Here is a 25,369-nt window from a genome sequence, read left to right on the forward strand (position 1 = left end):
TAAACGTGTTGTGTGGGGGGGGGGTGGGGGGGCCGGGGGCCATGTCCGCCCCCCGGGCCCCGAGCTTTCAACACCATCTACCGGCGCACTGCGCCGGCCTTCTTTTTCCGCAGGTACCGCCCGGGAGGGCGGGGTTGCGGGGATCGCGGATGCGTGACCGGGGACCACCTTCCAATCCGGGGCCTTGCGGTACCCGGGCGGACTGCTTCCTCGCCCGGGCGATCCTGATGGCGTTCTGCTCCTTACCTTTCGATTACACGGATACCGCGGGTACTGCTCACAACCCCGCTGGGGCTGTGTCCTTCTCGTCTACCTGCACAGCAGCGTGCCTGCTGTGCCCACTTCGACTTCTGGGTACGAAGACAACGCTAATCCTGTGACAGCGGAATGTCTACTCTCGCCATGACAGTTTTTCTCCATGGGTGTGCGTCTGCTTCCACCGGCGGCGGCCGGCGTCAGCGGGCGACCGAGATCGCGAAGGGAGCGAAGCCACTGGACCGGATCACGTGCGGCACGAACAGGATCGCGGCCTCCGTGGCGCGGGCGGTCCTGATCCCCCCGAGATCAGTGATCCACTCCGTGCGCCAGCCGAGGTCGACGAGCAGTTCCCGGACCGTCTGCTTGGCCTGCGCGTCCTCGCCGGAGAGGAAGGCGTCGGGCGCCTGGGCGAGCAGACCCGGCGCGGTCATCACCGGGAAGAGCATGGTGTTGAGTGTCTTGACGACGCGCGTTTCGGGGAGCGCTTCCTGGAGCTGCTCGGCGAGGCTCGAGCCGGGGTAGACCAGGTCGGCGGGCAGTCCGTCCGGTCCGTCGACGGTGGCGTTGGAGACGTCGACGAGGATCTTGTCGCGCAGTTCCTCGCGCAGGGCGGCGAGCCGGTCCAGCGAGCCGGCGCCCGGGGTGGCGTTGATGACGATGCGGGCTGTCCGGGCGGCGTCGGCGGCGGCGCCCGGCGCCCGGTCCGCCACGGTGACCTCATGCCCCGCCCGGCTGAGGGCTGCGGCCAGGTTGCCGCCTACGCGGCCGTTGCCGAGAACTGCGATCGTGGTCATGGTGATCCGGTCCTTCCGGTGCGTGCGGGTGGTGTGCGCTCAGCGTGAGAGCGTGGCGACGGCCTCGGCGTGGACGCCGGGCGCGGCGGCCAGGAAGCTCTCGCTCTGCGGGGTCCAGGGGCGGCCCTCGGCGTCGGAGATCCGTCCGCCGGCCTCGGTGACGAGCAGCGCCCCGGGCAGCAGGTCCGCGCGGGCGCCGGCGAACTGCCAGAAGGCGTCGATCCGGCCGGCAGCCACGTTCAGCAGGTGCAGGGTCGCGGGCACGGCCGTGCGGACGACGAGCGCGTCGAAAAGCATCGCGGTGATCGAGGAGCCGACGCGCCTGACGACCTTCTCGTCCTCGTCCGGCCGGGCCTGGCTGGTGGCCACGATGCTCAGGCCGAGGTCCGCGGTCCGGGAGACGCGCAGCGGCCGGCCGTCGAGGTGGGCGCCCGCGCCGGTGAGCGCGGTGTAGGTCTCCCCGGTCAACGGCAGGTGGACCGCGGTGAGCACCGGCTGGTTCTCGCGCACGAGGGTGGCGGTCACCGCCCACTCCGGCAGGGCGTGCAGGTGGTTGACGTTGCCTTCGGCCGGATCCACGACCCACCATTCGCCGGGCGGCAGCGCCCCGCCGTCCAGCTCGTCCTCCACCCATCCGGCGTCCGGGCGCAGGCGCGTGAGACGGGGGCGCAGGATGTCGAGGGCCGTGTCGTCGTTGACGGCGAGCGCGCGCATCAGCTCTTCGCGGGTCTGATAGCGGACCACCTCGCCGAAGCGCTCGCGCAGCGCCGAACCGGCCGCGCGCACCGCGATCGCGGTCCGGCGGAGCAGGTCGGCGTCGGAGGCCGCGACGTCAGCGGTCTGAAGCGTTTCGGACATGGCGGTACTCCCGTGTGCAGAGGTGGTGTTGGGGCCGGTCGAGCCAGGGTGTGCGTTCCGTCCTGCGCTCTCGTCTCGACGGTATAGAGCACCTTCATTAACCACAAATGCATGTCAAGCACGGCTAGGATTACTCATATGCAATTGGATTTGAACCTGCTCACCGCGCTCGACGCGCTGCTGGAGGAGGGAAGCGTGGCCGGGGCTGCCGCGCGCCTGCACGTCACCGCCCCCGCGATGAGCCGGAGTCTGGGCCGGCTCCGGCGCACGACCGGGGATCAGATCCTGGTGCGCACCGGCCGCACGATGACCCCGACGCCGTACGCGATCGCCGTCCGGGAACAGGTGCACGAGCTGCTGCACCAGGTCCAGGGGGTGCTGGCACCGAGCCGTGAACTCGATCTGGCGACGCTGGAGCGCACGTTCACACTGCGCTGGCACGATTCCCTGGTCGCCCTGAGCGGCCCCGCACTGCTCGCGGCCGTGCGTGAACAGGCGCCGGGCGTGCGCTTGCGCTTCGTCGCGGAATCGAGCGTCGACACACCCGAGTTGCGGCGCGGCGAGGTCGACCTGGAGGCGAACGCCACCCGCCCGAGCGCACCGGACATCCGTGCCGAGAAGGTGGGCGAGACCCGCCTCGTCATCGTCGTGCGGCAGGGGCACCCCCTCACCCGCGGCAGGACCGTCACCGCGAAGCGGTACGCCGCCGCGGAGCACGTCGGCGTCTCGCGACGTGGCAACCTCGGCAATGCCCTCGACGACGCCCTCGCACGGCTCGGCCTCACCCGCCGCGTGGTGGCGACCGCGCCCACGGAAGCGGCCGCGTTGGAGTTCGCCCGCGGCTCCGATCTCCTGATCACCGTCCCCGAAGCCACCACGCGGTCCGCGGTCGCCGACCTCGGCCTGGTCGTGCTCCCCCTTCCGCTCGAACTGCCGTCGGCGCCGGTGTACCTGTCGTGGCATCAGCGCTACGACACCGACCACGCCCACGCCTGGCTGCGCGGGCTGGCACGCACCGCGCTGGCCACGTGCGGAGCTTCGTAGCCGGCACCGTCCGCTTCACCCATGGCATGTCAGCGGCGCCGGGCCCCGCATGAAGGAAGGGGCGCTCCGCGTCACTGCGGAGGGATGCGGAACTCGAATTCGGGACGGTCCCAGGGGACGGCGGGCGGGTTCGCGCGTGCGGTCCCGATCCGCACCGCGCCGATGCGGTGGTAGAAGTCCTCGGCGGGACGGTGCGACACGACCCTGACACGGTCGAGCCCGGCGGCACGGGCCTCGGACTGCATGTGCGCGACGAGCAGCCGTCCGATACCCCGTCCTTGCACCTCGTCGGCGACGAACAGCAGGTCCAGTTCCGGTGGAGCGAGGACGAGCGAGTAGAACCCGAGGATCCGGTCCCCGTGTTCGCCGGCACCGACGGCCACGAAGGTGCGGTGGGCCTCGATGTAGTCGGGACCGACCCGGTAGCCCGCGACCGCGGAGGCGTACTTCCCCTCGTAGGCTCCCGAGCCACGCACGAGACGCGTGAGCCGTCTGGCATCCCGCGCGACGGCCTTCCGTATGGTGACCGGCCGGCTGAGCGGGGAGGTGCGTGAACTCATCAGGGCAGTATTCCGCACCGGGCAGCTCCTCCGTGCGGCGGGTCGGCTGCCCGGCCGAGGCCCGTGGGGGCCGGTTCACGAGACCGGGCGTTCGAGGGCCGGCTCGGCGCTCTCGCCGAGGAAGCCGCCCGACTGGTGCTGCCACAGCTTGGCGTAGGCGCCGTCCGCCGCGAGCAGTTCCTCGTGAGTGCCCTGCTCGACGACGCTTCCGCGGTCGAGGACGACGAGCCGGTCCATGCCGGCGACCGTGCTCAGGCGGTGGGCGACGACGAGGGCCGTGCGTCCGTCCATCAACCGCCACAGGGCGTCCTGGACGAGGAGCTCGCTCTCCGAGTCCAGTGCGCTGGTCGCCTCGTCCAGCAGCAGGATCGGGGCGTCGCGCAGGATGGCCCTGGCGAGGGCGACGCGCTGGCGCTGGCCGCCCGAGAGTTTCACCCCCCGCTCCCCCACCAGGGTGGCGAACCCGTCGGGGAGCTGGTCGGCGAACTCGGTGACGTGCGCGGCCGCGGCCGCCGCGTGGATCTCCTCGTCGGTGGCGCCGGGCCGGGCGAAGGCGATGTTGTCCCGCAGGCTGCGGTGGAACATGGCGGGTTCCTGTGGGACGTAGGCCATCAGTGAGCGCAGGTCGCTCTGGCGCAGCCGGCTGATGTCCTGGCCGCCGATCAGGATGCGTCCGTCGTCGAGGTCCGACATCCGCAGCAGGAGCCGGGTGAGCGTGGTCTTGCCGCCGCCGGACCTGCCGACCAGACCGATCCGCGCGCCCGCGGGCACGTCCAGGTCGAGGCCCTGGAAGATCGGCTTCGCACCGGTGTGGGCGAAGGTCACCGCCTCGAAGCGGATGCCCGTGTCCCGCGGTGCGAGCGGTTCGGGTGTCGCCGGGTCGAGCACGGTGGGCGGATCCAGCAGCAGCTCCGTGAACTGCGCGGCCTCGGTCATCGAGCTTTCCAGACGCCGGTAGATCTGGTTGAACTCGAACATGATCTGTGTGGCGTTGGAGTAGTAGGTGAAGCTGACGACGATCTCCTCGACTCCCTGGCCCGAGCCGCCGAAGGCGATGGCGACCAGCAGACCCAGCACGTTGGTCAGCACGGACATGGGGGCGACCAGGGTGTCGACGCGCAGATTGCCGTAGTCCCACGACCTGAGGGTCAGGCGCCGGGAGTCCGCGACGCGGCTGCGGTGTTCGTCGGCCTCCCGCCGCTCCGCCGCGAACGCCCGGATGGTCTCCATGTTCATGAGGCTGTCGGCGACGTGGCCGGAGACCCGGGCGATCGCCGCCTCACGGTCGTTGACGAGCCGCTGCCGGCGACGGATCAGGGGCGTCGCGGCCACCACGGTCAGCACGATCATCACGAGGAGGCCGACGACGAGCATCGGTTCGTAGGTCCACAGCACCACGGAACCGAACAGCAGAGGGACGAGGCTGCCGACGATCCGGTACGTCACCGTGTCGACGAAGTCCTCGAAGCGCTTGCCGTAACTGAGCACCCGTTTGGTCAGGGAGCCGGCGAAGTTGTCGTGGAAGAACGCCGCGTCCTGGGCGAGGAGTTCGTCCATGCCGCTCACGTACAGGTGTTCCATGCCGAGGGCGTCCACGCGGTTCAGGCAGTGCTGCCCGATCCGCCACACGGCCTCGGCGAGCAGCAGCGTCGCGCCGAAGCCCAGCACGTACGGCAGCGCGTGGCCGAGGGTGAGACCGCCGTCGCCGGCCGCCTGTCCTGCCAGTTTGGCGATCAGCAGCGGGGCGATGTAGCGGATGCCGATGTTGCCCACGGCCGGTAACAGCAGCGCGGGCAGGGTCAGCAGTCGGAGGCGCAGCAGTTCCCGGCCGTAGCGGCGCAGGGCCAGAACGACCGCGCTCCTGCCCGGCGCCGGTCCCCGCGTCTGTGTCGTGCCCATCACACTCCCGGAGGTTCGGAAGTCGGCAGTCTCCCGTCCGTGGAGTTTCTCAGTCCAGGCATTTACCGCGGACCGGCGAGAACCGGACACACCGCGGCGAGCGGCTCGCCGCTGAGCCCGCCGATACGTACTACTCGGCCAGCTGCGCGTAGAGGGCTTCCGGGGCGGCGGACAGCTGTGACTTGATCCAGCGGGTGGTGTCGTCGGCCAGCACCTCGTGGGCCCCCGCCTCGACGCCGTCGAGGGCGGCCACGGCGACGTCGCGGGGGTCGGACTTGGGCGCGTCGATGCCCGACGTCATGTCGGTGTCCACGTAGGCCACGTGGAGCCCGGTCACCGCGATGCCGCGCGGCCGCAGATCCAGCCGCAGAGAGTTGGTCTGCGACCACAGGGCGGCCTTGGAGGCACTGTAGGGCGTGCCGTCGGCCAGCCAGGACAGGGCGGAGTGGACGTTGAGGACGTGGCCCCCGCCGTTGCGCTCGATGATCGGCACGAAGGCCCGGGTGACCAGCAGCGGGCCGTAGAAGTTGGTCTCCAGGTCCCGGCGCACGTCCTCCATCGGGGAGTCCAGGTACGAGGCGCGGACCGAGGCGCCGGCGTTGTTGATCAGGATGGTGACGTCCTGGGCCTGCTCGGCGGCCGCCGCGACGGAGGCGGGGTCGGTGACCTCCAGGGCCAGCGGAACGGCGTGGGGGTGGGTCACTGTACGGGGGTCGCGGGCCGTGGCGTAGACCTTGGCGGCGCCGCGGTCGTGGAGCTCCTCGACCAGCATCCTGCCGATGCCGCGGCCGCCCCCGGTGACGAGGACGGTGGCGCCCTTGATTGCTGTCATGACTACCTCCGGACCTAGGAAACCGATCGGTTTCACCTCACGGTAAACCGATCGGTTTCCTCGGGCAAGCCCAGAGGGAGAAAGGTCGGTGGCGCGTCAGTGCACCCCTGCCGCGTCCAGGAGGGTGACCACCGTGGGGGCGACGAGGCCGGCGAGGTCGTCGGCCCCGATCCCCGCGCGGGCGCTGGCGCCGTCGAAGACCAGGCTCAGCTGCCGGGCCAGCAGGTCCGGGTCGCGCGCACCGCCGCGCTCGGCCTCGCCCCGGAAGAAGGCCGTCAGGTCCTCCTTGACGCGGTGGGCCACCCGGCTCGCGGGGTGGCTCCGGTCCTTCAGCTCGATCTGCACGGCCAGGTACGGGCAGCCCCGGTACTCGGGCACGCCCCCCTGCCGCTCGACCCGCTCGAAGACGTACAGGATCCGCTCACGCGGCGGACGGCCGTCGTCCGGGGCGGGCAGGAGCATCGCCACGAAGGCGGAGGCGCGCCGCTCCAGGCTCGCCGCCAGCAGCTCGTCCTTGCTCTCGAACAGCTGGTACATGGAGCGCTTCGACACTCCCGCCGCCTTGCACAGCGCCTCGATGCCGATGCCGACGCCGTCTCGGTAGGTGAGCGTGGCCGCCGCCTCCAGCAGCCGCTCCCGGGGGGTTGACTTCACTTCGGTGCCCATGTCGCGAGGTTAACCCGCATCGGGCGCCGTATAAACCGATCGGTTTACTGGATGGGTCACGGACCTCAGGGGTGTCCGGCCGACCGGTGCGGGTGTCAGGGGCGGGGCCGCAGGGGCGGCTGCTCGGTGGGCGGGCGGCCGGCGATGCCGGTCAGCAGGCGCGTGCAGACGTCACGGAGCTTGAGGTTGGTCTCCTGGGACAGCCGGCGCAGCAGGTCGAACGCCTCTTCGGCGGTGCAGTGCTGTTGCTGCATGACGCTCCCGACGGCCTGGTCGATGACGCTGCGGGACGCGAGCGCCGTCTGCAGGTCACGGGTGAACTCCTCGGCGTCGGCCAGTCGCTGGGCCAGCGCGATACCGCCGCCGGCCTGCGCGGCGATCAGGGCCAGGGTCCGCCGGTCGCCCTCGGAGAAGGCGTCGGGGTCGGCGGCGTAGAAGTTCAGCGCCCCGGCCGTGTGGGTGCGCGCCGGGATCGGCAGGGACAGCGAGGAGCGGATGCCCAGGCCGGCCGCGAAGCGCGGATAGGAGCCCCACCGGGTCTCCTCCAGGACGTCGGGCACGTGGACGACCTCGCCGGTGCGCAGGGCCTGCAGGCAGGGCCCGTCGTCCTGGCCGTACTGCTTCTCGTCCAGCTTGTCCGCCACTCCCCCGGTGCTCACCACGGTCAGCGGCCGCTGACGCCGCTGCAGTGTCACACCGCAGCCGTCCACGCCCGTGGCACCGACCGCATCGTCGATCAGGTGCTGGAGGAACTCGCGCAGGGAGGCGGTCTCCAGCAGCCAGTCGATCATGTCCAGTGCGTGCTGACGACGGTCGAGTCGGTCCACCACCCGTCACCTCCCGCGACACCTTCCCAGTCACCCGACTCCGCGGTGTGCTGATACCCCGGTCTCGTCGCTTCCTTGCGCACGATCGCCGTCCGGCCCGCCGGCGCACGGCACCCCGGACGCGCCGAAGCCCCGCCGGGACGCTTCCCGGCGGGGCTGGGGGGGTGTCACGCGGTCAGCGCTGGTTCTCGTCCGTCCAGATCCGGCTGTTGAGGTCCGAACCGCGCAGGACCTGGACGCGCCACGGGTCGATGCGCAGGACGTGGTATTTCGGGTCGGCCGGGCCGCCGCTCCAGAAGTTGTAGGGGTCGTATCCGACGCCGGCCGGACTTCCCTTCTGATAAAGATTCCAGGCGTAGGTCCTGGTCTCCATGTCCTCGGCCCAGGTCGAGACACTGTCGACGAATACGGCGTTCTGCCGGGGATTCCAGTACGAGTACGTCGTGTGGGGATTGTTCGCCAGGTGCGCCACCTTCACCGGCGTCTTGTACGCGGCGAGCCAGCCCACGGGCCTGCCGTCGACGACTTCCCAGATGGGCAGCAGGACACGGGCCCTCGGACGGGACTTCTTGTCGACCGTGATCATGGTGCAGTAACGGATGTCACTGATGTACTCGAAGAACTTGTCGGCGATCTCGGAAAACGAGTCGACCTTGGTCGCCATGACGACGGCTCCTATCTCGGTTCATTCACTCCGGGCCAGCTTGCCCGGTGTTTTCCGGGCAGGGAAGAAGGCACTTTGAAGTGACCGACTGACCCCTGCGATACCGTCCGTTCAGACGTTCCACGCACCGGCGGCGGCGGCCCGTGCGGCGAACTCCGTGAAATCGCGGGGCTCGCGCCCGAGGACGCGCCGTACGGTGTCCGTGGGAGCGGCGTTCTTCTCGTCCCGGATCTGGCCGACGAGGTCGGCGACGAAGCGCGCGTAGTCGGCGGGCACGTCGTACCCCACGAGTTCCTCGACGTACTCCTCGTGGCCCACGGCGACGTAGCGGATCTCCCGCCCGGTGGCCTTCGTTATCTCCTGCGCGGCCTCGGCGAGACTGAGCGCGCGCGGCCCGCTCAGTTCGTACGTCTCTCCCGCGTGGCCCTCCTCCAGGAGCGCCGCCGCGGCCACGGCCGCCACGTCGTCGGCGTCCACGAACGGCTCCCGGCCGTCGCCGGCGGGCAGCCGCAGCTCGCCCGCGAGGACGCCGTCGAGCAGCACGCCCTCGTCGAAGTTCTGGTTGAACCAGTTGGGCCGCAGCACGGTCCACTCGGCGCCGGACTCCCGCACCGCGCGCTCGCCGGCGATCAGGGACTTGCCGCCCACCGGCTCGGTCACCCGGGCCTGGAGCAGCACCAGCCGGCGCACGCCCGACTCGACGGCGAGCTTGGCGAGTTCACGGATGTGCAGCTCGGCGTCCCAGGCCCCCGGCTTGTCCTGCATGTCGACCAGGTAGGCCGCCTGGGCGCCGTGCAACGCGGGCTCCCACGTGGCGCGGTCGTCCCAGTCGAAGCGCACGTCGCCGCTGCGGCTCGCGGCCCGCACGTGGGCGCCGCGTTCGCGCAGCAGGCCTGCCAGGCGGCGGCCGGTCTTGCCGGTGCCGCCCAGGACGAGGACGGTCGGAGCGCTGTCGCCGGTGTTCTTGCTCATCGCTGTCTCCCGGGGTGTTCGGGTACGGACATGGCATGGCCGTGCCCGGGCCGCCCGCCCCGTCGGGGACGAGCGGCCCGGGCACAGGGAACTTCAGTGCGACGGCCCGAGGGCCGGGCGGATCACAGGAAGGGGGTGTCGGGGGCCAGACCGAGGAGGGAGCGGCCGTGCACCTCCATGTTGGAGTTGAACGCGTACAGCGCGTGCAGGGCGAGGCCGCGCACATCGCGGTGGAAGCGCTGGAGGGGAACGTCGCGCATGATCACGGAGGCGCCGCTGGCCTCGTAGAGCCCGTCGACGGCCTCCTTGGCCAGCTGGACCGCGAACGCGGCCCGGCCGCGCACCTCGGACCGCTCCTCCAGGGAGGGCTGGGTGCCGGCGTCGGCGTGCTTCTGCAGCAGCGTGAGCCAGCCCTCCTGGAGCGCCTCCGCCGCGGCGATCTTGTTGGCGGCGGTGGCGGCCTGGATCTGGGTGACCGGCGACTGGCTCTGGTCGGTCCAGGAGGTGTAGGTGATGCCGCGTCCCGGCAGCCGCTCCAGGAACAGCTCCAGCGCGCCCTTGGCCATGCCGAGGAACACGGCGGCGCCGTGCGCCATGAGCAGCGGGATCAGCGCGTAGTTGCGGCCGTCGGCACCGGTGTTGGAGCGGTCGCCGGTGGAGCCGGCGAGCACGTCCATCAGGCCGACCACGCGGTGGGCGGGCACGGTCACGTTCGCGGCGGTCACGCTGGAGCTGCCGGTGCCGGCCGCGGCGGCGGCGTGCCAGTCGTCGGCGATGGTGATGTCGGAGACCGGGACCAGGGCCGCGTGCGGCACCGGGGTGCCGTCCGGGCCCTCCAGCAGGGCGGCGAGGATGGCCCACTGGGCACCGCGGCAGCCGGTCAGCCACTTCCAGGTGCCGTTCAGGGTGTAGCCGCCGCCCTCGGCGGGCGTGAGGGTGCCCGACGGGGTGAAGCCGGTGGAGACCCGGACGGAGCCGCCCGTGAACACCTCCTCCTGGGTGCGGTCCGGGAACAGGCTGATGATCCAGTCGCTGCCGAGCCAGATCATCGACACCCAGCCGGTGGCCGTGTCGGCGCGGGCTATCTCGGTGAGGACCCGGACCTGGTCGGCGACCGGGGCCTCCAGACCGCCGAAGCGGCGCGGCACGGTCAGCCGGAAGACACCGGCCTTCTCCAGCAGATCGACGTTCGCCTCCGGGATCCAGCGGCGTTCCTCGGCCTCGGGACCGTTCTCCCGAAGCGTCGCGGCCAGGCTCGTCACCTCGTCGAGCACCGAAGCGACGGCGCTGTCCGTCGTAGTCATGCTGCCTCCTGAGCAGTCTCGTCGTCTGGGATGCAGGGAGCCCCGGGGTCCGGTCCGTGCGGTGCGCCGGCCGGCGCCCAGATCGCCCCCGCGAAGGCGTGGAAAAGCGCGTCCTTCCCGCCGGGCATATCCCGGGAACATCGCGCGTCTTCATTCTTCCCCAGGGGCGGTCACACCCCGGTAATCGCGAAGTCTTCGGTAATCCCCGTCCCGGGAACGGCCGGACCGCGGAAACGGCCGGGGATATCCGGCCGGGAAATGAAACGGGCCGGCGGGCCCGTGCCGGAATGCCCCGGGCGCCGCCGGACACGCACAAAAGACGCCGCCCTGACCCGACGGGGGTTGTGGCCAGGGCGGCGTGTCACAGGGGCCGTGCGTCCGGTGTCACCGGGACGTACGGCGGGGTGGCCGGAGCGGTCAGACCTCGACCGAGGCGGGCGTGGGCGCGCCGGTCACGTCGTCCGCGCGCTTGCGCAGACCGAGGGTGCTGATCAGGGCGGCGCCGAGCGCGGCGACCAGCGGCACGAACAGGGCCGCCTTGTAGCCGTCGAGGAGCGCGGCGGGCGAGGAGCCGTCGGTGGCCGCGATGTTGACGGCGGCGGCCGCGGACAGGCCGAGCGCGGCACCGAACTGGAAGCTGGTGTACAGCAGACCGCCGGCGACGCCCTGCTCCTCCTCCTCGATGCCCTCGGTGCCGGCGATGGTGAGCGGGCCGTACGCGAGGGAGAAGGCCAGGCCCAGCACGAGCAGGCTCGGGAACATCAGCGCGTAGCTCCAGTCCACCTGGAGCGGCAGCATCAGGGCGTAGGCCAGGGAGGCCAGCACCAGCCCGCCGAACATGACCCGGGCGTTGCCGAACTTCTCGACCAGCTTGGGGGTGAGCGTGGGCGAGAGCACCGTGTCGATGCCGATCACGATCATCGCGAAGCTGGTCTGCAGGGTGGACCAGCCCCGCAGTTCCTGCAGGTAGAGCGTGACGATGAACTGGAAGCCGAAGAATCCGCCGGAGAAGAGCAGCGCGGCGAGGTTGGCGCGGACGAGACCGCCGTGCCGGAACAGGCCGAGGCGCACCAGGGGTGCCGACGACCGGCGTTCGATCACGGTGAAGGCGATGAACAGCAGGAGGCTGGCGGCGACCGTGCCGATCGTCCAGACCGCGTCGACGTGGGAGGCGCGCTCGACGGCGAACACGAGCAGCAGGATCGCGCCGGTCACGGTGACGGCGCCGGTCAGGTCGACGGGCTCGCCCTGCCGGTCGGGGCGGGGCGACTTGGGGATGAGGGCGAGGGCGGCGAGCAGGATGACCGCCGAGAGGATCACCGGGGCGAAGAACACCCAGCGCCAGCTGACCGCGGTGAGCAGACCGCCGACGACCAGGCCGATGGAGAAGCCGCCGGCGGCGGTGCCGGAGTACACCAGCAGGGCCTTGTTGCGCTGGGGGCCCTCGGCGAAGCCGGTGGTGATGATCGACAGGCCCGCCGGGGCCATGAAGGCCGCCGCGACACCGGTCACGAACCGGGCGACGAGCAGCATCCAGCCCTCGGTCGCCAGTCCGCCCAGGCCGGAGAAGAGCAGGAACACGACCAGCCAGAACACGAACATCTGGCGCCGGCCGAAGAGGTCCGCGGCCCGGCCGCCGAGCAGCATGAAGCCGCCGTAGCCGAGGACGTAGGCGCTCATGACCCACTGCAGCGTGCCGGTGGACATCCCGAGGTCGTCACGGATCGACGGGAGGGCCACGTTGAGCATGGCGACGTCGATGCCCTCCAGGAAGATCGCGCCGCACAGCACGAACAGCACGCCCCAAGCGCGCCCGCTCATGCGATCGGTGTCGCCGCCCGATGGGGATTGCACTGTGGACACTGAAGGTCTCCTTGAGAATGTCTGAGGGATGGACCGGGGGGAAATCCGCGGAGTCCGAACACGGATCGGAGAAATCGAGGAAAGGGCTCGATTCCGCGGGTACGCACCCCGGTTACGCGAGAGCCTGCCGGTTCCCACTTGTAACTGTCGGAATCATCCGGCAGGCTGAGGTCCCATGGAAGAAGGCACTTTAAAGTCACCGAGGCACTGCTCGGGTACCGAGGACTACAACATCCTCCAGTGGGACGTGCGCGAGGGCTGCGAGGTCCGCCAGATCCTGGACCGCGTCGCCGACAAGTGGTCGCTCCTGGTCATAGCGCTGCTGGAGAACCGCAGCCTGCGCTTCACCCAACTGCGCCACAGCATCGAGGGCATCAGCCAGCGCATGCTGACGGTGACCCTGCGTCAGCTGGAGCGGGACGGACTGGTGCGGCGTACGGTCCACCCGGTGGTGCCGCCCCGGGTGGACTACGAACTGACGCCGCTGGGCGTGACGCTGCACGACACGATCCAGGCGCTGGTGGCCTGGACCGAGGAGCACCAGGAGGAGATCGCGGTGGCCCGCGCCGAGTACGACGGGCGTACGGAGTTCGGCGAGGAGGCCTCCTGAGCCGGGGCAGCCTCCCGCGGCGCGGTCCTCCCGGGCCGCGGGAGCCTTGCGGTGCGGTGAGCGGCGGGGCCGGTCACGGGACGCGGCGCGGCAGGGGGGCTTCGGCCTCGGCTGCCGCCTGCGACGCGTGGTCGGTCTTCTCGCCCTCCGCGAACCGCGCGGCGTAGGCCTCGTCACCGATCGCGCGGCGGATGCGGGCCGCTATCCGTTCCACGTCGGCCCGTTCGGCGGCGGGCTGGGGGGCGCCGGCCAGTCTGCGGGTGGCGGCGGCCGTGGCGAGCAGGCGTGCCGCGCGGCTCCAGCGGCCGGTCAGCGAGTGCGCCCCGGCCAGCCCTTCGAGGGCGAGCGCCACGGCCCGCGGGTCGCCGGTGGAGACGGCGGCGGCCAGTCCGTCCTGGTGCAGGGTGTACGCCTGGGCCGCGTCGCCGCGCTGCTCCGCGATGAAGCCGAGTTCGGCCAGCACCAGGGCGAGGCCCGGGGCGTCGTAGCGGCTGCGGTTCCACGACAGCCAGGGCCGCAGCCGGTCCTCGGCGGTGTCGAGGTGCCCCTCGCGCCGGGCGCCGAGGGCGAGGCCGAGCGCGGCGAACTGCTCCGCCGGCTGGTTGCCCTGTTCCACGGCGAGGCGCAGGGCGCGGGTGTGCAGGTCCTCGGCCTCCCGGTAGCGCCGCTCCAGCAGGGCGATCCGGCCGAGCCCGGAGAGCTGGCGGGAGACCTCGGGCCACAGCTCCAGGGCCTCGGCGATGCGCAGGCTCTCCCGGTGCAGTTGTTCGGCCTGGCCGTACTCGCCGTTGATCTCGGCGAACACACCGAGCACCTCGATGGCCTTCAACTCCCCCCACTGCTCGCCGAGTTCCACGAAGAGGCGGCGGGACTCCAGGGCGTCCCGGCGCATCGCGTCCAGGTCGCCGCGGGCCATGGCCAGAGCGGCGCGGCTGCCCAGGGCGGCCGCGACACCCCACTGGTCCCGGGTCGCCCGGAACTCCTCCAGCGCCCGGCGCACACTCGCCTCGCCGGCTTCCAGCGCCCCCACGCTCAGCTGGGCGTGGCCGAGGAACCAGGCGGCGCGGATCGAGCCGGGGGTGCGGGCCGTCTCGGGCAGGGCGTGCACGACGTGTTCGACGCCGGACCAGCCCTCGCCCAGCAGGATCGCGAACCCGGCGTGCCAGGACACCGCTTCGGCGCGCCCGGCGGAGGCCCCGTCGCCCTCGACGGCCAGCGCGGTCGCCAGCGACCGGCGCGCCTCGCCGAGCCGGCCGCGCAGGAACCGGTACCAGCTCAGGGAGTTGGCGAGCCGGAGCGCGAGGCCGGCGCCGCCGGAGCGCCGGGCCTCGTCCAGCGCACGGCGGAAGTTGGCGTTCTCCGCGTCCAGCCGGAGCAGCCACCGGCACTGGTCCCCGCCGCTCAGCTGCCGTCCGGCCCGCTCGGCCAGCTCGGTGTAGTACCGCAGGTGCCGCCCGGCGACGTCGGCCGTGCCCTGCTCGCGCAGCCGCTGCTGGCCGTAGGCGGCGACGGACTCCAGCAGCCGGTAGCGGGTGCCCGACGGCTCGTCGCCGCGCAGCGCCAGCGAGCGGTCGACCAGGATCGCCAGGGCGTCCAGGACCTCGTGCCGGGTCAGCCCGTCGTCGGCGCACACCACTTGGGCGGCCTCCAGGTCGCAGCCGTCGGCGAACACGGAGAGCCGGCTCAGCACCGTCTGCTCGCGGGGTTCCAGCAGGCTCCAGCTCCAGTCGAGGGTGGCCTGCAGGGTGCGGTGGCGGTGCGGGGCGTCCCGGTAGCCGCCGGTCAGGACGCGGAAGCGGTCGTCGAGCCGGTCGTGCAGCTCCTCGACGCCCAGCGCCCTGACCCGGTTGGCCGCGAGTTCCAGGGCCAGCGGAATGCCGTCGAGGCGGCGGCAGATCTCGGCGATGCGCGCCGCGGTCGCCTCGTCGGGCGCGAAGTGGGGGTCCGCGGCGGCGACGCGGTCGACGAACAGCCGTACGGCGCTGGCCGACAGCAGGCGCGGCAGCCGGGTCTCGTCCGGCGCCGGCACGTCCAGCGCGGTCACCGGCCAGACGGTCTCCCCGGCGATGCGCAGCGGTTCCTGACTGGTCGCCAGGACACGGAGCCCGGGTGCGGCGTCCAGCAGCGGGCCCAGCAGCCGGGCCACGTCGTCGATCACGTGCTCGCAGCCGTCCAGCAGCAACAGCAGCCGCCGCCCGGCGAGTGCGTCGGCGAGCCTGCGGTCCGGGCCTCCGGCGGGGTCGGTGGTGGCGGCCTCGTGGATGCCGAGCACGGCCATCACCCGTTCGGCCGGCCACGCGGGGTCGCAGCCCTCCGGGCCGGCGGCGCCCGCCAGCTCCACCAGCCAGATCCCGTCCGGGAACTCCCCGGCCAGACCGCCCACGGCCGCGGTGGCGAGCCGGGTCTTGCCCACCCCGCCGGGCCCGGTCAGGGTCACCAGGCGCCGGCCGGAGACCAGGGAGCGCACCTGGGCCACGGCCTCGTCCCGGCCGATCAGACTGCTCACCGGGGCGCCCAGGTTGGTGCGGGTGCGCGCGGCGGCCGGCCGTGCCGGTCCCTCGGCGTCCGCCTGAGCGGCGAGGGCCGGATCGTGGCGCAGCACGGCCTGTTGCAGGGCGTCGAGCGCGGGGCCGGGACGCAGTCCCAGCTCCTCGTCGAGGCGGCGGCGCAGGTCGGTGTAGCTGTCGAGGGCCTCCGAGGGGCGCCCGGCCCGGTACAGGGCGCGCATGTGGACCGCGCGCAGCCCCTCCCGCAGCGGGAACTTCTCGACCCACAGGGTGAGTTCGCCGGCGAGCGCGCCGTGTTCGCCCAGTTCCAGCCGGGCCTCGGCGTACTCCTCCACAGCGGCCAGCCGCTCCTCCTCCAGCGCGGCGGCCGCGGTGCGCGCGAACGGCTGGTCCGCGAAGTCGGCGAACGCCGCGCCGCGCCACAGCGCCAGGCCCTCCGTCAGCAGGGCGGCCTTCTCGGCGGGGTCCCCGGCCAGGCGGGCGCGTGCCACCAGCTCGCGGAAGCGTCCGCTGTCGAGGGCGTCCGCGGGCACGTCCAGGCCGTAGCCGGGCGGCTGGTGGGCCACCAGGGCGCGGGCGCCCGGCTCGGCGTCGTCGAGGGCGCGGCGCAGCTGGGAGACCTTGGCCTGCAGGGACGAGGCCGGCCGCGCGGTGTAGCTGGACTCCCCCCACAGGTCGTCGATCAGCCGTCCGGACGGCACCGCCTCACCGTGGTGGACCAGGAGATCGGCGAGGAGCGTCCGCACCTTCACCTCGGGCACTCGCACCAGTCTTCCCTCGGCGCTCCACACCTCCAGCGGACCCAGCACCCCGAATCGCATGTGATCACAGTAACTCGAAGGTGACTGAGTGTTGACCGAATCTTTGCGCTCCGGCGGTCCGAAGGGGGTGCGGGCGAAGGTCCGAATCCGGCCCGAAGCAAACCCGAAGCACCATCGGAGAGGGTGGGTGGCGGCCCGGAGACCGAGTACGGCGCCACGGACGCACGGGGAGGCGGCATGGCCGAGGGGGATCGGCTACAGCTGGTGATCATCATCGGCAGTGTCAGAAAAGGCCGGTTCGGACCGGTCGTCGCGGACTGGCTGGCGTCCCGAGCGGGCCGCCGCCACGACTTCGACGTCGACATCATCGACCTCGCCACGGCGTGGCTGCCGGACGTCATGTCGGCCGACCGGGACGCGCTCAGACCCCGGGCGGTCCAGGACCTCGCGCCGTGGCTGGGCGCGGCGGACGCCTTCGTGGTCGTCACGCCCGAGTACAACCAGAGCTTCCCGGCCGCGCTGAAGAACGCGATCGACTGGTACGACGAGGAGTGGCACGCCAAGCCCGTCGCCTTCGTGTCCTACGGGGGCGCCTCCAGCGGCCTGACCGCCGTGGCGCAGCTGCGGCAGGTCTTCGCCGACGTGCACGCCGTGACGGTGCGCGAGACGGTCAGCTTCCACAACTACTGGTCCAGTTTCGGCCCGGACGGCCTTCCGCTGGCCCGGGAGGAGTGCGACGAGGCCGCCTGCAAGATGTTCGACCGCCTGGGCTGGTGGGCGCGCGCCCTGCGCCGGGCCCGCGCCGAGGAGCCGTACCGGCTCCCGGGATGAAACGCATGTGACGGAGTGACGGGGGAAGCGATGGACAGTCTGTGGTTCAGGAGGTTCGGGACCGAGGAGTCCCGGGCGGTGCGCCTGATCTGTTTCCCGCACGCGGGCGGTTCCGCCGCCGCGTACGTCCCTCTGCTGCGGTGCCTGTCACCACGGCTCGACGCGCTGGCCGTGCAGTACCCCGGGCGGCAGGACCGCAGGCGGGAGCCGCCCGCCGAGGACGTCGCCGGGCTCGCCCGGCAGATCGCCGCCGCGCTGCGGCCGGCCACCGACCGGCCGTACGCCCTGTTCGGGCACAGCATGGGCGCGCTCGTCGCCTTCGAGACCGCCCGGCTGCTGCGCGCCTGGGGAGCGCCCGCCCCGCTCAGGCTGTTCCTCTCCGGGCGCGGCGCGCCCACCGGGCAGCCGAACCCGCACGACCAGCTGCCGGACGACGCCGCGATCCTGGCCGCCGTCCGCCGGCTCGGCGGGACCTCGGCCGCCGCGCTCGCCGACCCCGACCTGCTGGAGCTGGCCCTGCCCGTCCTGCGGGCCGACTACCGGGCGCTCGCGGCCTACCGCCGTCCGCCCGGCGAACCGCTGGACACCCCGGTCACCGCGCTGACGGGCGACACCGACCCCGTCGTGGCGCCGGCCGAGGTGGCCCGGTGGGGCGAGTTCACCTCGTCCGGGTGCGAGGTGCGGGTCTTCCCCGGCGGTCACTTCTACCTGGACCACTGTACGGACGCCGTCGCCGACGTCGTCGTCGACGGCATCCGGGAAGTCCAGGAAGCGGTCGGACGCTGAGGGCGTCCGTGCCGCTCGCCAGGTGAACCGGCCCGGGCCGACGCCGCCCCGGGCCGGGGCCGCGCACGACGTCCGCGAGCCCGCGCCTCCGGCTCGCGGTGCGGTCCCGTGCGTCCCATCCGTCCGTTCCCGGCCCCGGCAACCGGCCGCGTGATCCCGCCGGATCCCGTCGCCGGCCGCTCCCCCTGCCCGGGCCCCGATCGCATCCGCAGCCGCCGCACCGGCACACCCCCGTACGTACGGGCCGGTCCGTGGGCCGGGCACGGCTGCGCAGAGAACCACGGCGGACCCGCGGACGATCCCGGACGGGTGCCGCCGGATCGACCCACCGTCGAAACGAGCAAGAGGGGCAGTCGTGGAATTCAGAATCCTGGGACCGCTGGAAGTGCAGGCCCTCGGCCACACGCTCGCGCTGGGCGGATTCAAACAGCGGGCCGTGCTGGGCCTGTTGCTGCTGCGCGCCAACCAGGTCGTCGCCACGAGCGAGTTGCTCCGTGCCCTGTGGCCGGACGAGAACCGGCCGGCCACCGCGCGCAAGATCCTCCAGAACGCCGTGTCGGGCCTGCGCACCGCCCTGGCCCGCACCCACAGCCGGGCCCGACCGGCCGAACTGCTCACCCGTGCCCCCGGTTACATGCTGCGCATACAGCCCGGCAGCCTGGACGTCTCCCGCTTCGACCAGCGGGTGGCCGAGGGCCGGGCCCACCTGGAGGCCGGCCGTCCGCGGCGCGCGGCCGAACTGCTGCGGGACGCGCTCGACGAATGGCGCGGCCCGGTCCTGTCCGACCTGGTGGAACAGGGCGTCGACTGGCCGGAGATGGCCCGGCTGCGGCAACTGCGGCTGGACGCCATGGAGTTCCGCTTCGAGGCCGAACTGCGGTGCGGCCGCCATCAGGCCGTCCTCGGTGAGCTGATCACCCTGACCGCGGCGGAACCGCTGCGGGAACGGCTGCACGGGCAGCTGATGCTCGCCCTGTACCGGTGCGGCCGCCAGGCCGAGGCCCTCGCCGCCTTCACCTCCCTGCGCCGCACGCTCGACGAGGAGTACGGTCTCGAACCCTCGCGCGAACTGCAGAGCCTCCAGCAGCGGATCCTGCGGCACGATCCGGGGCTGGTCCTCGCCGCGCAGACGGAGCATCCGCCGGAACCCGTCGCCCTCGTGGCGAACCCGCCGGTCACGGCGGCGACCGAGCCCGCCGCCGCCCCTCCCGGCGCGGCTCCGGGGGCGGATCCGCTGCCCCGCGTGGCCACCCTCGCCGGCTCCTCCTCCGCGTCGGACCTGGTGCTCCGCCCGGAGTCCGGCCGGCCGCCGAGCGAACGGCGTGACGTCACCGTGCTCCTGGTGCGCGCGGCCGTACGCCCCTCCGGGGACCACGTCGGCTCCGGGGCGCAGGACACCCTGCTGCACGACGCCATGTCCGCGGCGGTGGAGCGCATCGCCGCGCACGGGGGCCGGGTCGTGGGGTCCCTCGGGCAGGTGTGGGCCGCGCTGTTCGGACTGCGGGACGACACGCCTGCGGCGGGTCCGGACGCGGTCCGGGCGGCCCTTGCCGTCCGGGACCGGCTCGCGAGCCGGCCGGAACTGGCCGTGAGCGCCGTCGTGACGACCGGCAGCATGCTGATCCGCCGCTCCTCGAAGGGCCCCGACAGCACCGTCTCCGCCGTCGGCGTCCTGCTGGACACCGCGCGGCACATGCTCGCCGAGGTGCCGCCCGGGAAGGTGTACGTCGGCGGCCGGGCCGTCGCGGACACCGAGGACCGCATCGCGTACCGGCGGGTGGCCGGCGGCCGGGGCACCGGCCACGGTCTCCACGAGGCACTCGCGCCCCGCCCCCGCCACACCCCGGCGACGGGCGCGGACCACCATGAGCGGGAGCACGAACTGACCGTGCTGTCCGGCCTGTTGGCGCACTCGCGGCACCGGCGGGTGCCCTACCTGCTGACCGTGCTCGGCGGGCCGGGCACCGGCAAGTCCCAGCTGCTGGCCGAGTTCGCCGGGCAGGCCGGGGCCACCGGCGACGTGCTGGTGCTGCGGCCCGCGTTCGGCGGCCCCGTGGCCCCGGCGACCGCGCTGCTCGACGCCTGGCGGGCGGCCTGCCGGCCGCGACCGGCCGCCTCGGCGGACGCCGCGCTCGCCGCGCTCGTCCGCTCGGTGGCGGGGCCCGGGCCCGAGGCCGACCCGCTGTTACGCGTCCTTCTCCCCCCGGGCCGTGCGAGGCCGGACGCGCCCGCGGGCCCGGCGCTGGAGGCGTGGGCGCGGGTGCTGCTGGCCGGCACCCGGCAGCGACCCGTGGTGCTGTGCGTCGACGACGTGCATCTCGCCCCGGGCCCGGTGCAGGACTGGCTGGAGGGACTCGCCGGCAGCGCGACGGACGCCCCGCTGCTCGTCGTGGCCGGCGCGCGGCCCGAACTGCTCGGCCGGCGCCCGATGTGGGGCGTCGGACAGCACAGCACCGGCACGATCAGCCTCTCCCCGCTGCCGGAGCCCCGGCGCGCCCCGGTCGGACCGGCCGCGGTGCCGCCGCCGCGTGACGGACTGGTCGGGCCGGCCGCGGTGTCGCCCCTTGAGGGGATGGTCGGGTCGTCCGCGGTGCCGCCACGCGAAGGACTGGCCAGGCCGGCCACGGTGCCGCCGTCGCGCGAGGGGCTGGTGGTCCTGCGCCCGGGCGCGGTCCGTGCGCGGCTGCTCACGAGGTGACCGCGGCGGCCGCGACCGCCGCGGTCACCGGCCGGCCGCCGGCGCGATGCCGCGCCGAGAACACGCGATGACCGGGCGGTGCAGCGGGAAGTGGGTGCGCGATGTGCGCCGTCTGCTGTGCTGGACGGCATGGACGATCTCCTGACACCCCATACGACACGTGCCCGGCCGGAGGGCGACGGCGTGCCCGCGTTCCCGCCGGCGCCGTTCGAGGACACCACGTTCGCGGCCTTCGTCGGGCGGGAGTTCACGGCGGCCCTGTCGGCCGGACTGCGCCGGGCGACGGCCGGGACCGCTCCCGCGCACACCGGTGCGCACCGGGTCCCGGACCACGCGCCGGAGCGGACACCGGCCCCGGAGGCCCTGCTGCTGCGCGCGCACGCGCCGCAGATCCTCCGGCGCTACGAGCGGTCCCTTGCGGCGCTGCCCGCGCTCGCCGCCGCCCGGCACCGCCGGACACGCTCGGCGCTGGCCCGCTGGGGACGGCAACTGCTGGACACCGCGTGCGTCCCGGCCGCGGCACGGGGCGCGCGGCCGACACCCGCCGGCGCCCCCCACCGCACCGTCGCACTGCCCCTGCTCATCGACGCGGCCACCCGGTGCCTGCCCTCGGAGGACCCCGCCTCCCTCGCCGTCGTCCGGGCCCTCCTGCGAGCCGGCGGCCTGCCGGGTCACCGCGACGGGGAGGTCGGCACGACCGGCCGGCGCACCTCGGGATGACGGAAGGGGGCGCGGGAGGGGTGGTGGTCGGGGAACGGTTCAGAGGCTGTGGGGTTGCCTCGCCGGGCGCGGGCAGCGGTTTGACCGCGCCGGGCGCGAGCAGCGCTTTCGGGGAGCAGTCCGACAGCGCCTGTATGGCTGGCCGCACCGGGGCGCGAACGGCGGTGACCCGGGGACCGAACCGCCAGCACCCGCCCCGCTGACCACCGCGGACACGCGCGGCGGTGGTCGGGGGCCGGGGGGTGCTACGCCGCCCAGGCCACGCGGTCGAGGGCGTACAGGCATTCCAGGAGCCGTTCCAGCGCGCTGTCGGCCGACGGGACCAGGCTGATCGTCATGGTCTGCGGGCGGCCCGCGGACCAGTCCGGTCGGCGCTCCAGCAGCCGCGGGTCCGCTCCGGCCACGGTCAGCAGCGGCACGCCGGGCGCCGCGCACACCATCTCCTCCACCAGCGTCAGCGCCGCCTCGTCCGCGCGGTCGAGGTCGTCCCAGATCACCACCAGGGGCTCCCGGGTCGCCGCCAGCACGAGGAACTCCCGCTCCGCGGCGAGGGCTTCGGGCGGTACGGGCCCCGGCGCCGGGCGGAACAGCGGGTCCAGCCGGTCCAGCAGCGCGTCCCGCCGCCGCCGGTCGTCGACGAGCCCCGACAGGGCCCCGTCGAGCTTGGCCCGCACCGCCTCGGCGAGGTCGTCCGGGCGGATACCGGCGTAGGCGGCGAGCAGGGCCGCCGGGGCGGGCCAGCCGTCGGCGCAGGGTCCGCAGGTGGCCGCCAGGACGCGGGCGGGGCTGTCCTCCAGCTGCTGCCGGAAGGCCATCAGCAGGGAGGTCCGGCGGTTCCCCGGGCCGAGGACGGTGAGCAGATGGGGCAGCGCGAGGCCGACGCTGCGACGGGTCATGCCGCGCATCAGGTCGAGTTCGCAGTCCCGGCAGTCCGTAGCGGCGCCGGGATCGTGCCACGCCCCGTCGGCCACGTCCTCGACCGCCCAGGCCGGGAGGGGCCCGTCGATACGGCGGTAGGCGATGCCGGGTTCCGTCAGCCGGCGGGTGGTGTCGCACACGCGCACCTCGTCCGGCTCGACCTCGGCGAGCAGGGCCTCACACGCGGAGACCAGGCCCCCGCCGATCCAGGGTGCCGTGGGCCCGGCGTCGGGCCTGTGCCGTACGACGGCGGGTCCGGAGGCGACGGCGGCCCGGGCCGAGATGCCTCTGCCGACGGGGCGGAAGGACGCCGAGGCGCGGCGCAGGCCGGCACGTACGACCGCCGCGGCCCGGACCGCGGCGGCGGCCGCCCGTTCCTGCGGCTCGCCCTCGAACAGCCCCAGCAGCACGGAACCGAGGGCCGACGCCATGACGCCGCCCTCGGCCTCGATCCGCTCCCGGGCCAGCTGGGTCACCGCGTCCAGGGTCTGGTCCAGGGACTCGGCGGAAACCCCGTCGAACCCGGCACCGAGTTCGAAGCGCAACAGCACGACCGTGACCGGCCGGCCCTCGTCGCCTCCGGTCACCGGGACGGCGGGACGGCGGACGGCCGAGGGCGCGAGCGCCTCCACCTCGGGGGCCGGGCGCTTGGGCAACTGCGCACTCGGCACGGGGTGCGGCCTCGCGAGGCCGGGATCCGCGCCGGCCGACCGCGCATCCGCGGGCCGCTCCGCGCCGGGCCCTGGCGTCTCGGACCACTCTGTGCCCTCGGGTGGGGGCGCGGCGGGATGGCCCGGGACGCCGGGTGGGGGCGCGGCGGGATGGGCCGGGACGCCGGGTGGGGGGGCGGCGGGGCGGCCTGGGGCGTCAGGCGAGGTCGCGGGAGGACGACCCGAGGCGCCGGGAGACGTTGCGCCAGGACGACCCGAGGCCCCGGCCGACGTTGCGCCAGGACGACCCGAGGCCCCGGCCGACGTTGCGGCAGAACTGCCCTGGGCGGCGGGCGAGGTCGCGGCAGGACGGCCCCTACCCTCCGGAGGGGTCGCCTCAGGCCGTCCCGAACCGTCCGGCCGCGTCGCGGACCACCCAGTGCCGTTCGGAGGGGACGCTGCGGGCCCTCTCGTGCCGTCCGGCCGCGTCGCTCCGGGCCACCCCGTGTCGTCGGGTGAAGCCGCCCCGACCCACCCCGCGTCGTCTGGCGCGGTCACGGCGGGCCACTCCGTGTCGTCCGTGCGGGCCCTCCCGGGCCGGCCCGTGCCGTCCGGCGCGGTCGCCGCAGGCCACTCCGCGTCATCCGGCGCGGTCGCCGTATGCCATCTCAGGCCGTCCAACGAGGATGTCCCAGGCCACTCCTCACCGTCCGGGCGGGCCCCTCCGAGCCAACCCGCGTCCTCCGGTGGGGACTCCGCCGGCCACTCCGCGTCGTCCGGGCCGGCTGCCGCAGACCACTCCTCACCGTCCGGGCGGGCCGCCCCGAGCCAACTGGTGCCCTCCGGTGGGGACTCCGCCGGCCACTCCGCGTCATCCGGTCCGGTCGCCGCAGGCCACCCCTCGCCGTCCCGGCGGGGCGCCCCGAGCCAACTGCTGCCCTCCGGGGCGGACCCCGCCGGCCACTCCGCGTCATCCGGTCCGGTCGCCGCAGGCCACCCCTCGCCGTCCGGGCGGGCCGCCCCGAGCCAACTGCTGCCCTCCGGGGCGGACTCCGCCGACCACTCCGTGTCGTCCGGTCCGGTCGCCGCAGGCCATCGCGAGCCATCTGACAAGGACGCCCCAGACCACTCCCCGCCGTCCGTTGAGGACGCCCCAGACCACTCCCCGCCGTCCGTTGAGGACGCCCCAGACCACTCCCCGCCGTCCGTTGAGGGCACCGCAGACCACTCCGTGCCGTCTGGTGAGGACGCCCCGGGTCGCCTCGGGGCGTCCGGGTGCGTCGCCCCGGGCCAGCCCTCGGGGTTCGGAGGGGTCGCGGCGGGCCACCCCTCGCCGTCCCGTGGGGGCGCCGCGGGGCGGTTCGGGGCTTCGGGCAGGGGGGCACGGTCGGTGGAGGTGTCGGGTGGGAGTGCCGGCAGCGGGGCGGCGGGGCTGTCGTCGAGGGCGTCCCGTGGTCCCTGTTGCTGCGGCATGAGCGGCGCGGCGGGCCGGTCGTCGCGGGTCGGCAGGTCCAGTGAGGGGTCCTGGACCAGTACGGCCTGCTGCAGGCGCTGGAGATCGGGGCTCGGCTCCAGGCCGAGGTTGTCCACCAGCGCCTCGCGCAACCGGCCGTAGACGGCGAGCGCGTCGGCCTGCCGTCCGCAGCGGTACAGCGCGAGCATCAACTGGCCGGCGGCACGCTCCCGCAAGGGTTCCTGCTCGGCCAGCGACTTGAGGTCGTGCAGCACGCTCTGGTGACCGCCGCACGCCAATTCGACCTCGAACCAGTCCTCCATGACATCGAGGCGCTCCTTCTCGATCGAGGCCAGCTCCGGCCAGCAGGTGCCCTCCTCGACCAGGTCGGCGAGGACCCCGCCGCGCCACAGCGACAGCGCGCCGGTGAGCAGCTCGCGCGCGGCGGCCGGGTCGCCGGCGGCCATCGCCGCCCGGCCCTCGGCGACCCGCTGCTGGAAGACCAACAGGTCCACCTGGCCGGGCGCGACCCGGAGCACGTACCCCGGGCTCCGGGTGAGAAGTTCCGGAGGCGTGCCCTCCGACCGGTCCCCGGACAGCGCGCCCCGCAGGCGCCAGACGGCGTTCTGCAGGATCTTCCGCGCGGTCATGGGCGCGTCGTCGGCCGGCCACAGCGCCGCCAGCAACTGGCTGGTGGAGACCACCTGGTTGGCGTGCAGGAGCAGATAGGCCAGGGCGGAGCGCTGCCGCACCCCGCCCAGCTCGACGAGACCGGAGTCGTCCTCGACCTCCAGCGGCCCCAGAATGCGTATGCGCATGCGTTTCCCCCGTCATCCGCACTCGTACAACGGAAATCACCGCGATTCTCACCGAATCTCCGTACGGCGGTGCAAC

The 25,369-nt window shown here is 73.6% G+C and carries 19 protein-coding genes; 6 read left to right on the forward strand and 13 right to left on the reverse strand.

Translation table 11 applies throughout. The features are described 5' to 3' along the window. Positions 1-455 precede the first annotated feature (455 nt). Together ABZ923_RS28600 and ABZ923_RS28605 are read right to left on the reverse strand one after the other, a co-directional pair. A complete protein-coding gene (locus ABZ923_RS28600) occupies positions 456-1,052 on the reverse strand; it encodes an NAD(P)-binding domain-containing protein (RefSeq protein WP_361476896.1) in 597 nt (198 codons plus the stop codon). 39 nt (positions 1,053-1,091) lie between these two features. Beyond that, complete coding sequence (locus ABZ923_RS28605; RefSeq protein WP_361476898.1) at positions 1,092-1,910, reverse strand: 3'(2'),5'-bisphosphate nucleotidase CysQ; 819 nt, start codon at positions 1,908-1,910, stop codon at positions 1,092-1,094. Between the two features lie 138 nt (positions 1,911-2,048). Here ABZ923_RS28605 and ABZ923_RS28610 point away from each other — a divergent pair, with 138 nt between their 5' ends. Next, on the forward strand, positions 2,049-2,954 hold the full coding sequence (locus ABZ923_RS28610; RefSeq protein ID WP_361476900.1) for a LysR family transcriptional regulator: 906 nt from the start codon (positions 2,049-2,051) through the stop codon (positions 2,952-2,954). Between the two features lie 71 nt (positions 2,955-3,025). Here the strand turns inward: ABZ923_RS28610 and ABZ923_RS28615 are convergent, their stop codons facing one another. The 9 genes from ABZ923_RS28615 to ABZ923_RS28655 form a co-directional block, all read right to left on the reverse strand. Further along, complete coding sequence (locus ABZ923_RS28615) at positions 3,026-3,514, reverse strand: GNAT family N-acetyltransferase (protein WP_361476902.1); 489 nt, start codon at positions 3,512-3,514, stop codon at positions 3,026-3,028. Between the two features lie 75 nt (positions 3,515-3,589). Continuing rightward, on the reverse strand, positions 3,590-5,413 hold the full coding sequence (locus tag ABZ923_RS28620) for an ABC transporter ATP-binding protein (RefSeq protein ID WP_361476904.1): 1,824 nt from the start codon (positions 5,411-5,413) through the stop codon (positions 3,590-3,592). Positions 5,414-5,543: 130 nt separating this feature from the next. Beyond that, entirely contained in the window at positions 5,544-6,245 is a 702-nt protein-coding gene (locus ABZ923_RS28625) for an SDR family oxidoreductase (protein ID WP_361476906.1), read from the reverse strand. A 96-nt stretch (positions 6,246-6,341) separates the two neighbouring features. Beyond that, entirely contained in the window at positions 6,342-6,911 is a 570-nt protein-coding gene (locus ABZ923_RS28630; RefSeq protein WP_361476908.1) for a TetR/AcrR family transcriptional regulator, read from the reverse strand. 95 nt (positions 6,912-7,006) lie between these two features. Further along, positions 7,007-7,702 (reverse strand): GAF and ANTAR domain-containing protein, encoded by a 696-nt coding sequence (locus tag ABZ923_RS28635; protein ID WP_361476944.1) that lies wholly within the window; start codon positions 7,700-7,702, stop codon positions 7,007-7,009. Between the two features lie 211 nt (positions 7,703-7,913). Beyond that, positions 7,914-8,402 (reverse strand): pyridoxamine 5'-phosphate oxidase family protein, encoded by a 489-nt coding sequence (locus tag ABZ923_RS28640; RefSeq protein ID WP_361476910.1) that lies wholly within the window; start codon positions 8,400-8,402, stop codon positions 7,914-7,916. A 111-nt stretch (positions 8,403-8,513) separates the two neighbouring features. Then, positions 8,514-9,374 carry an NAD(P)H-binding protein gene (locus ABZ923_RS28645; protein ID WP_361476912.1) on the reverse strand — a complete coding sequence of 287 codons (861 nt, stop codon included), beginning with the start codon at positions 9,372-9,374 and terminating at the stop codon, positions 8,514-8,516. A gap of 122 nt (positions 9,375-9,496) precedes the next feature. After that, positions 9,497-10,678, reverse strand: a complete 1,182-nt coding sequence (locus ABZ923_RS28650; RefSeq protein ID WP_361476914.1) for an acyl-CoA dehydrogenase family protein — start codon at positions 10,676-10,678, stop codon at positions 9,497-9,499. A gap of 417 nt (positions 10,679-11,095) precedes the next feature. Next, positions 11,096-12,499 (reverse strand): MFS transporter, encoded by a 1,404-nt coding sequence (locus ABZ923_RS28655; protein WP_361476916.1) that lies wholly within the window; start codon positions 12,497-12,499, stop codon positions 11,096-11,098. A gap of 217 nt (positions 12,500-12,716) precedes the next feature. Here ABZ923_RS28655 and ABZ923_RS28660 point away from each other — a divergent pair, with 217 nt between their 5' ends. Further along, a complete protein-coding gene (locus ABZ923_RS28660; RefSeq protein WP_361476918.1) occupies positions 12,717-13,151 on the forward strand; it encodes a helix-turn-helix domain-containing protein in 435 nt (144 codons plus the stop codon). Between the two features lie 73 nt (positions 13,152-13,224). On the opposite strand, the gene ABZ923_RS28665 is transcribed toward ABZ923_RS28660, so the two are convergent. After that, the gene (locus tag ABZ923_RS28665) at positions 13,225-16,479 is read right to left on the reverse strand and encodes a BTAD domain-containing putative transcriptional regulator (protein ID WP_361476920.1); all 3,255 of its coding nucleotides are present in this window, start codon (positions 16,477-16,479) and stop codon (positions 13,225-13,227) included. A 177-nt stretch (positions 16,480-16,656) separates the two neighbouring features. Between ABZ923_RS28665 and ABZ923_RS28670 the strand changes: the two genes are divergently transcribed. From ABZ923_RS28670 to ABZ923_RS28685, 4 genes are all read left to right on the forward strand, one after another. Then, positions 16,657-17,250, forward strand: a complete 594-nt coding sequence (locus ABZ923_RS28670; protein ID WP_361476922.1) for an NAD(P)H-dependent oxidoreductase — start codon at positions 16,657-16,659, stop codon at positions 17,248-17,250. 30 nt (positions 17,251-17,280) lie between these two features. Further along, positions 17,281-18,036 carry an alpha/beta fold hydrolase gene (locus ABZ923_RS28675; RefSeq protein ID WP_361476924.1) on the forward strand — a complete coding sequence of 252 codons (756 nt, stop codon included), beginning with the start codon at positions 17,281-17,283 and terminating at the stop codon, positions 18,034-18,036. A gap of 355 nt (positions 18,037-18,391) precedes the next feature. After that, the gene (locus tag ABZ923_RS28680) at positions 18,392-20,734 is read left to right on the forward strand and encodes a BTAD domain-containing putative transcriptional regulator (protein WP_361476926.1); all 2,343 of its coding nucleotides are present in this window, start codon (positions 18,392-18,394) and stop codon (positions 20,732-20,734) included. Positions 20,735-20,863: 129 nt separating this feature from the next. Then, complete coding sequence (locus ABZ923_RS28685; RefSeq protein WP_361476928.1) at positions 20,864-21,454, forward strand: hypothetical protein; 591 nt, start codon at positions 20,864-20,866, stop codon at positions 21,452-21,454. 245 nt (positions 21,455-21,699) lie between these two features. Here the strand turns inward: ABZ923_RS28685 and ABZ923_RS28690 are convergent, their stop codons facing one another. Beyond that, the gene (locus ABZ923_RS28690; protein WP_361476930.1) at positions 21,700-25,293 is read right to left on the reverse strand and encodes a BTAD domain-containing putative transcriptional regulator; all 3,594 of its coding nucleotides are present in this window, start codon (positions 25,291-25,293) and stop codon (positions 21,700-21,702) included. Positions 25,294-25,369 lie beyond the last annotated feature (76 nt).

It is taken from the genome of Streptomyces sp. NPDC046881 (assembly GCF_040645015.1).
In the GTDB taxonomy this organism is placed as follows: Bacteria; Actinomycetota; Actinomycetes; order Streptomycetales; family Streptomycetaceae; genus Streptomyces.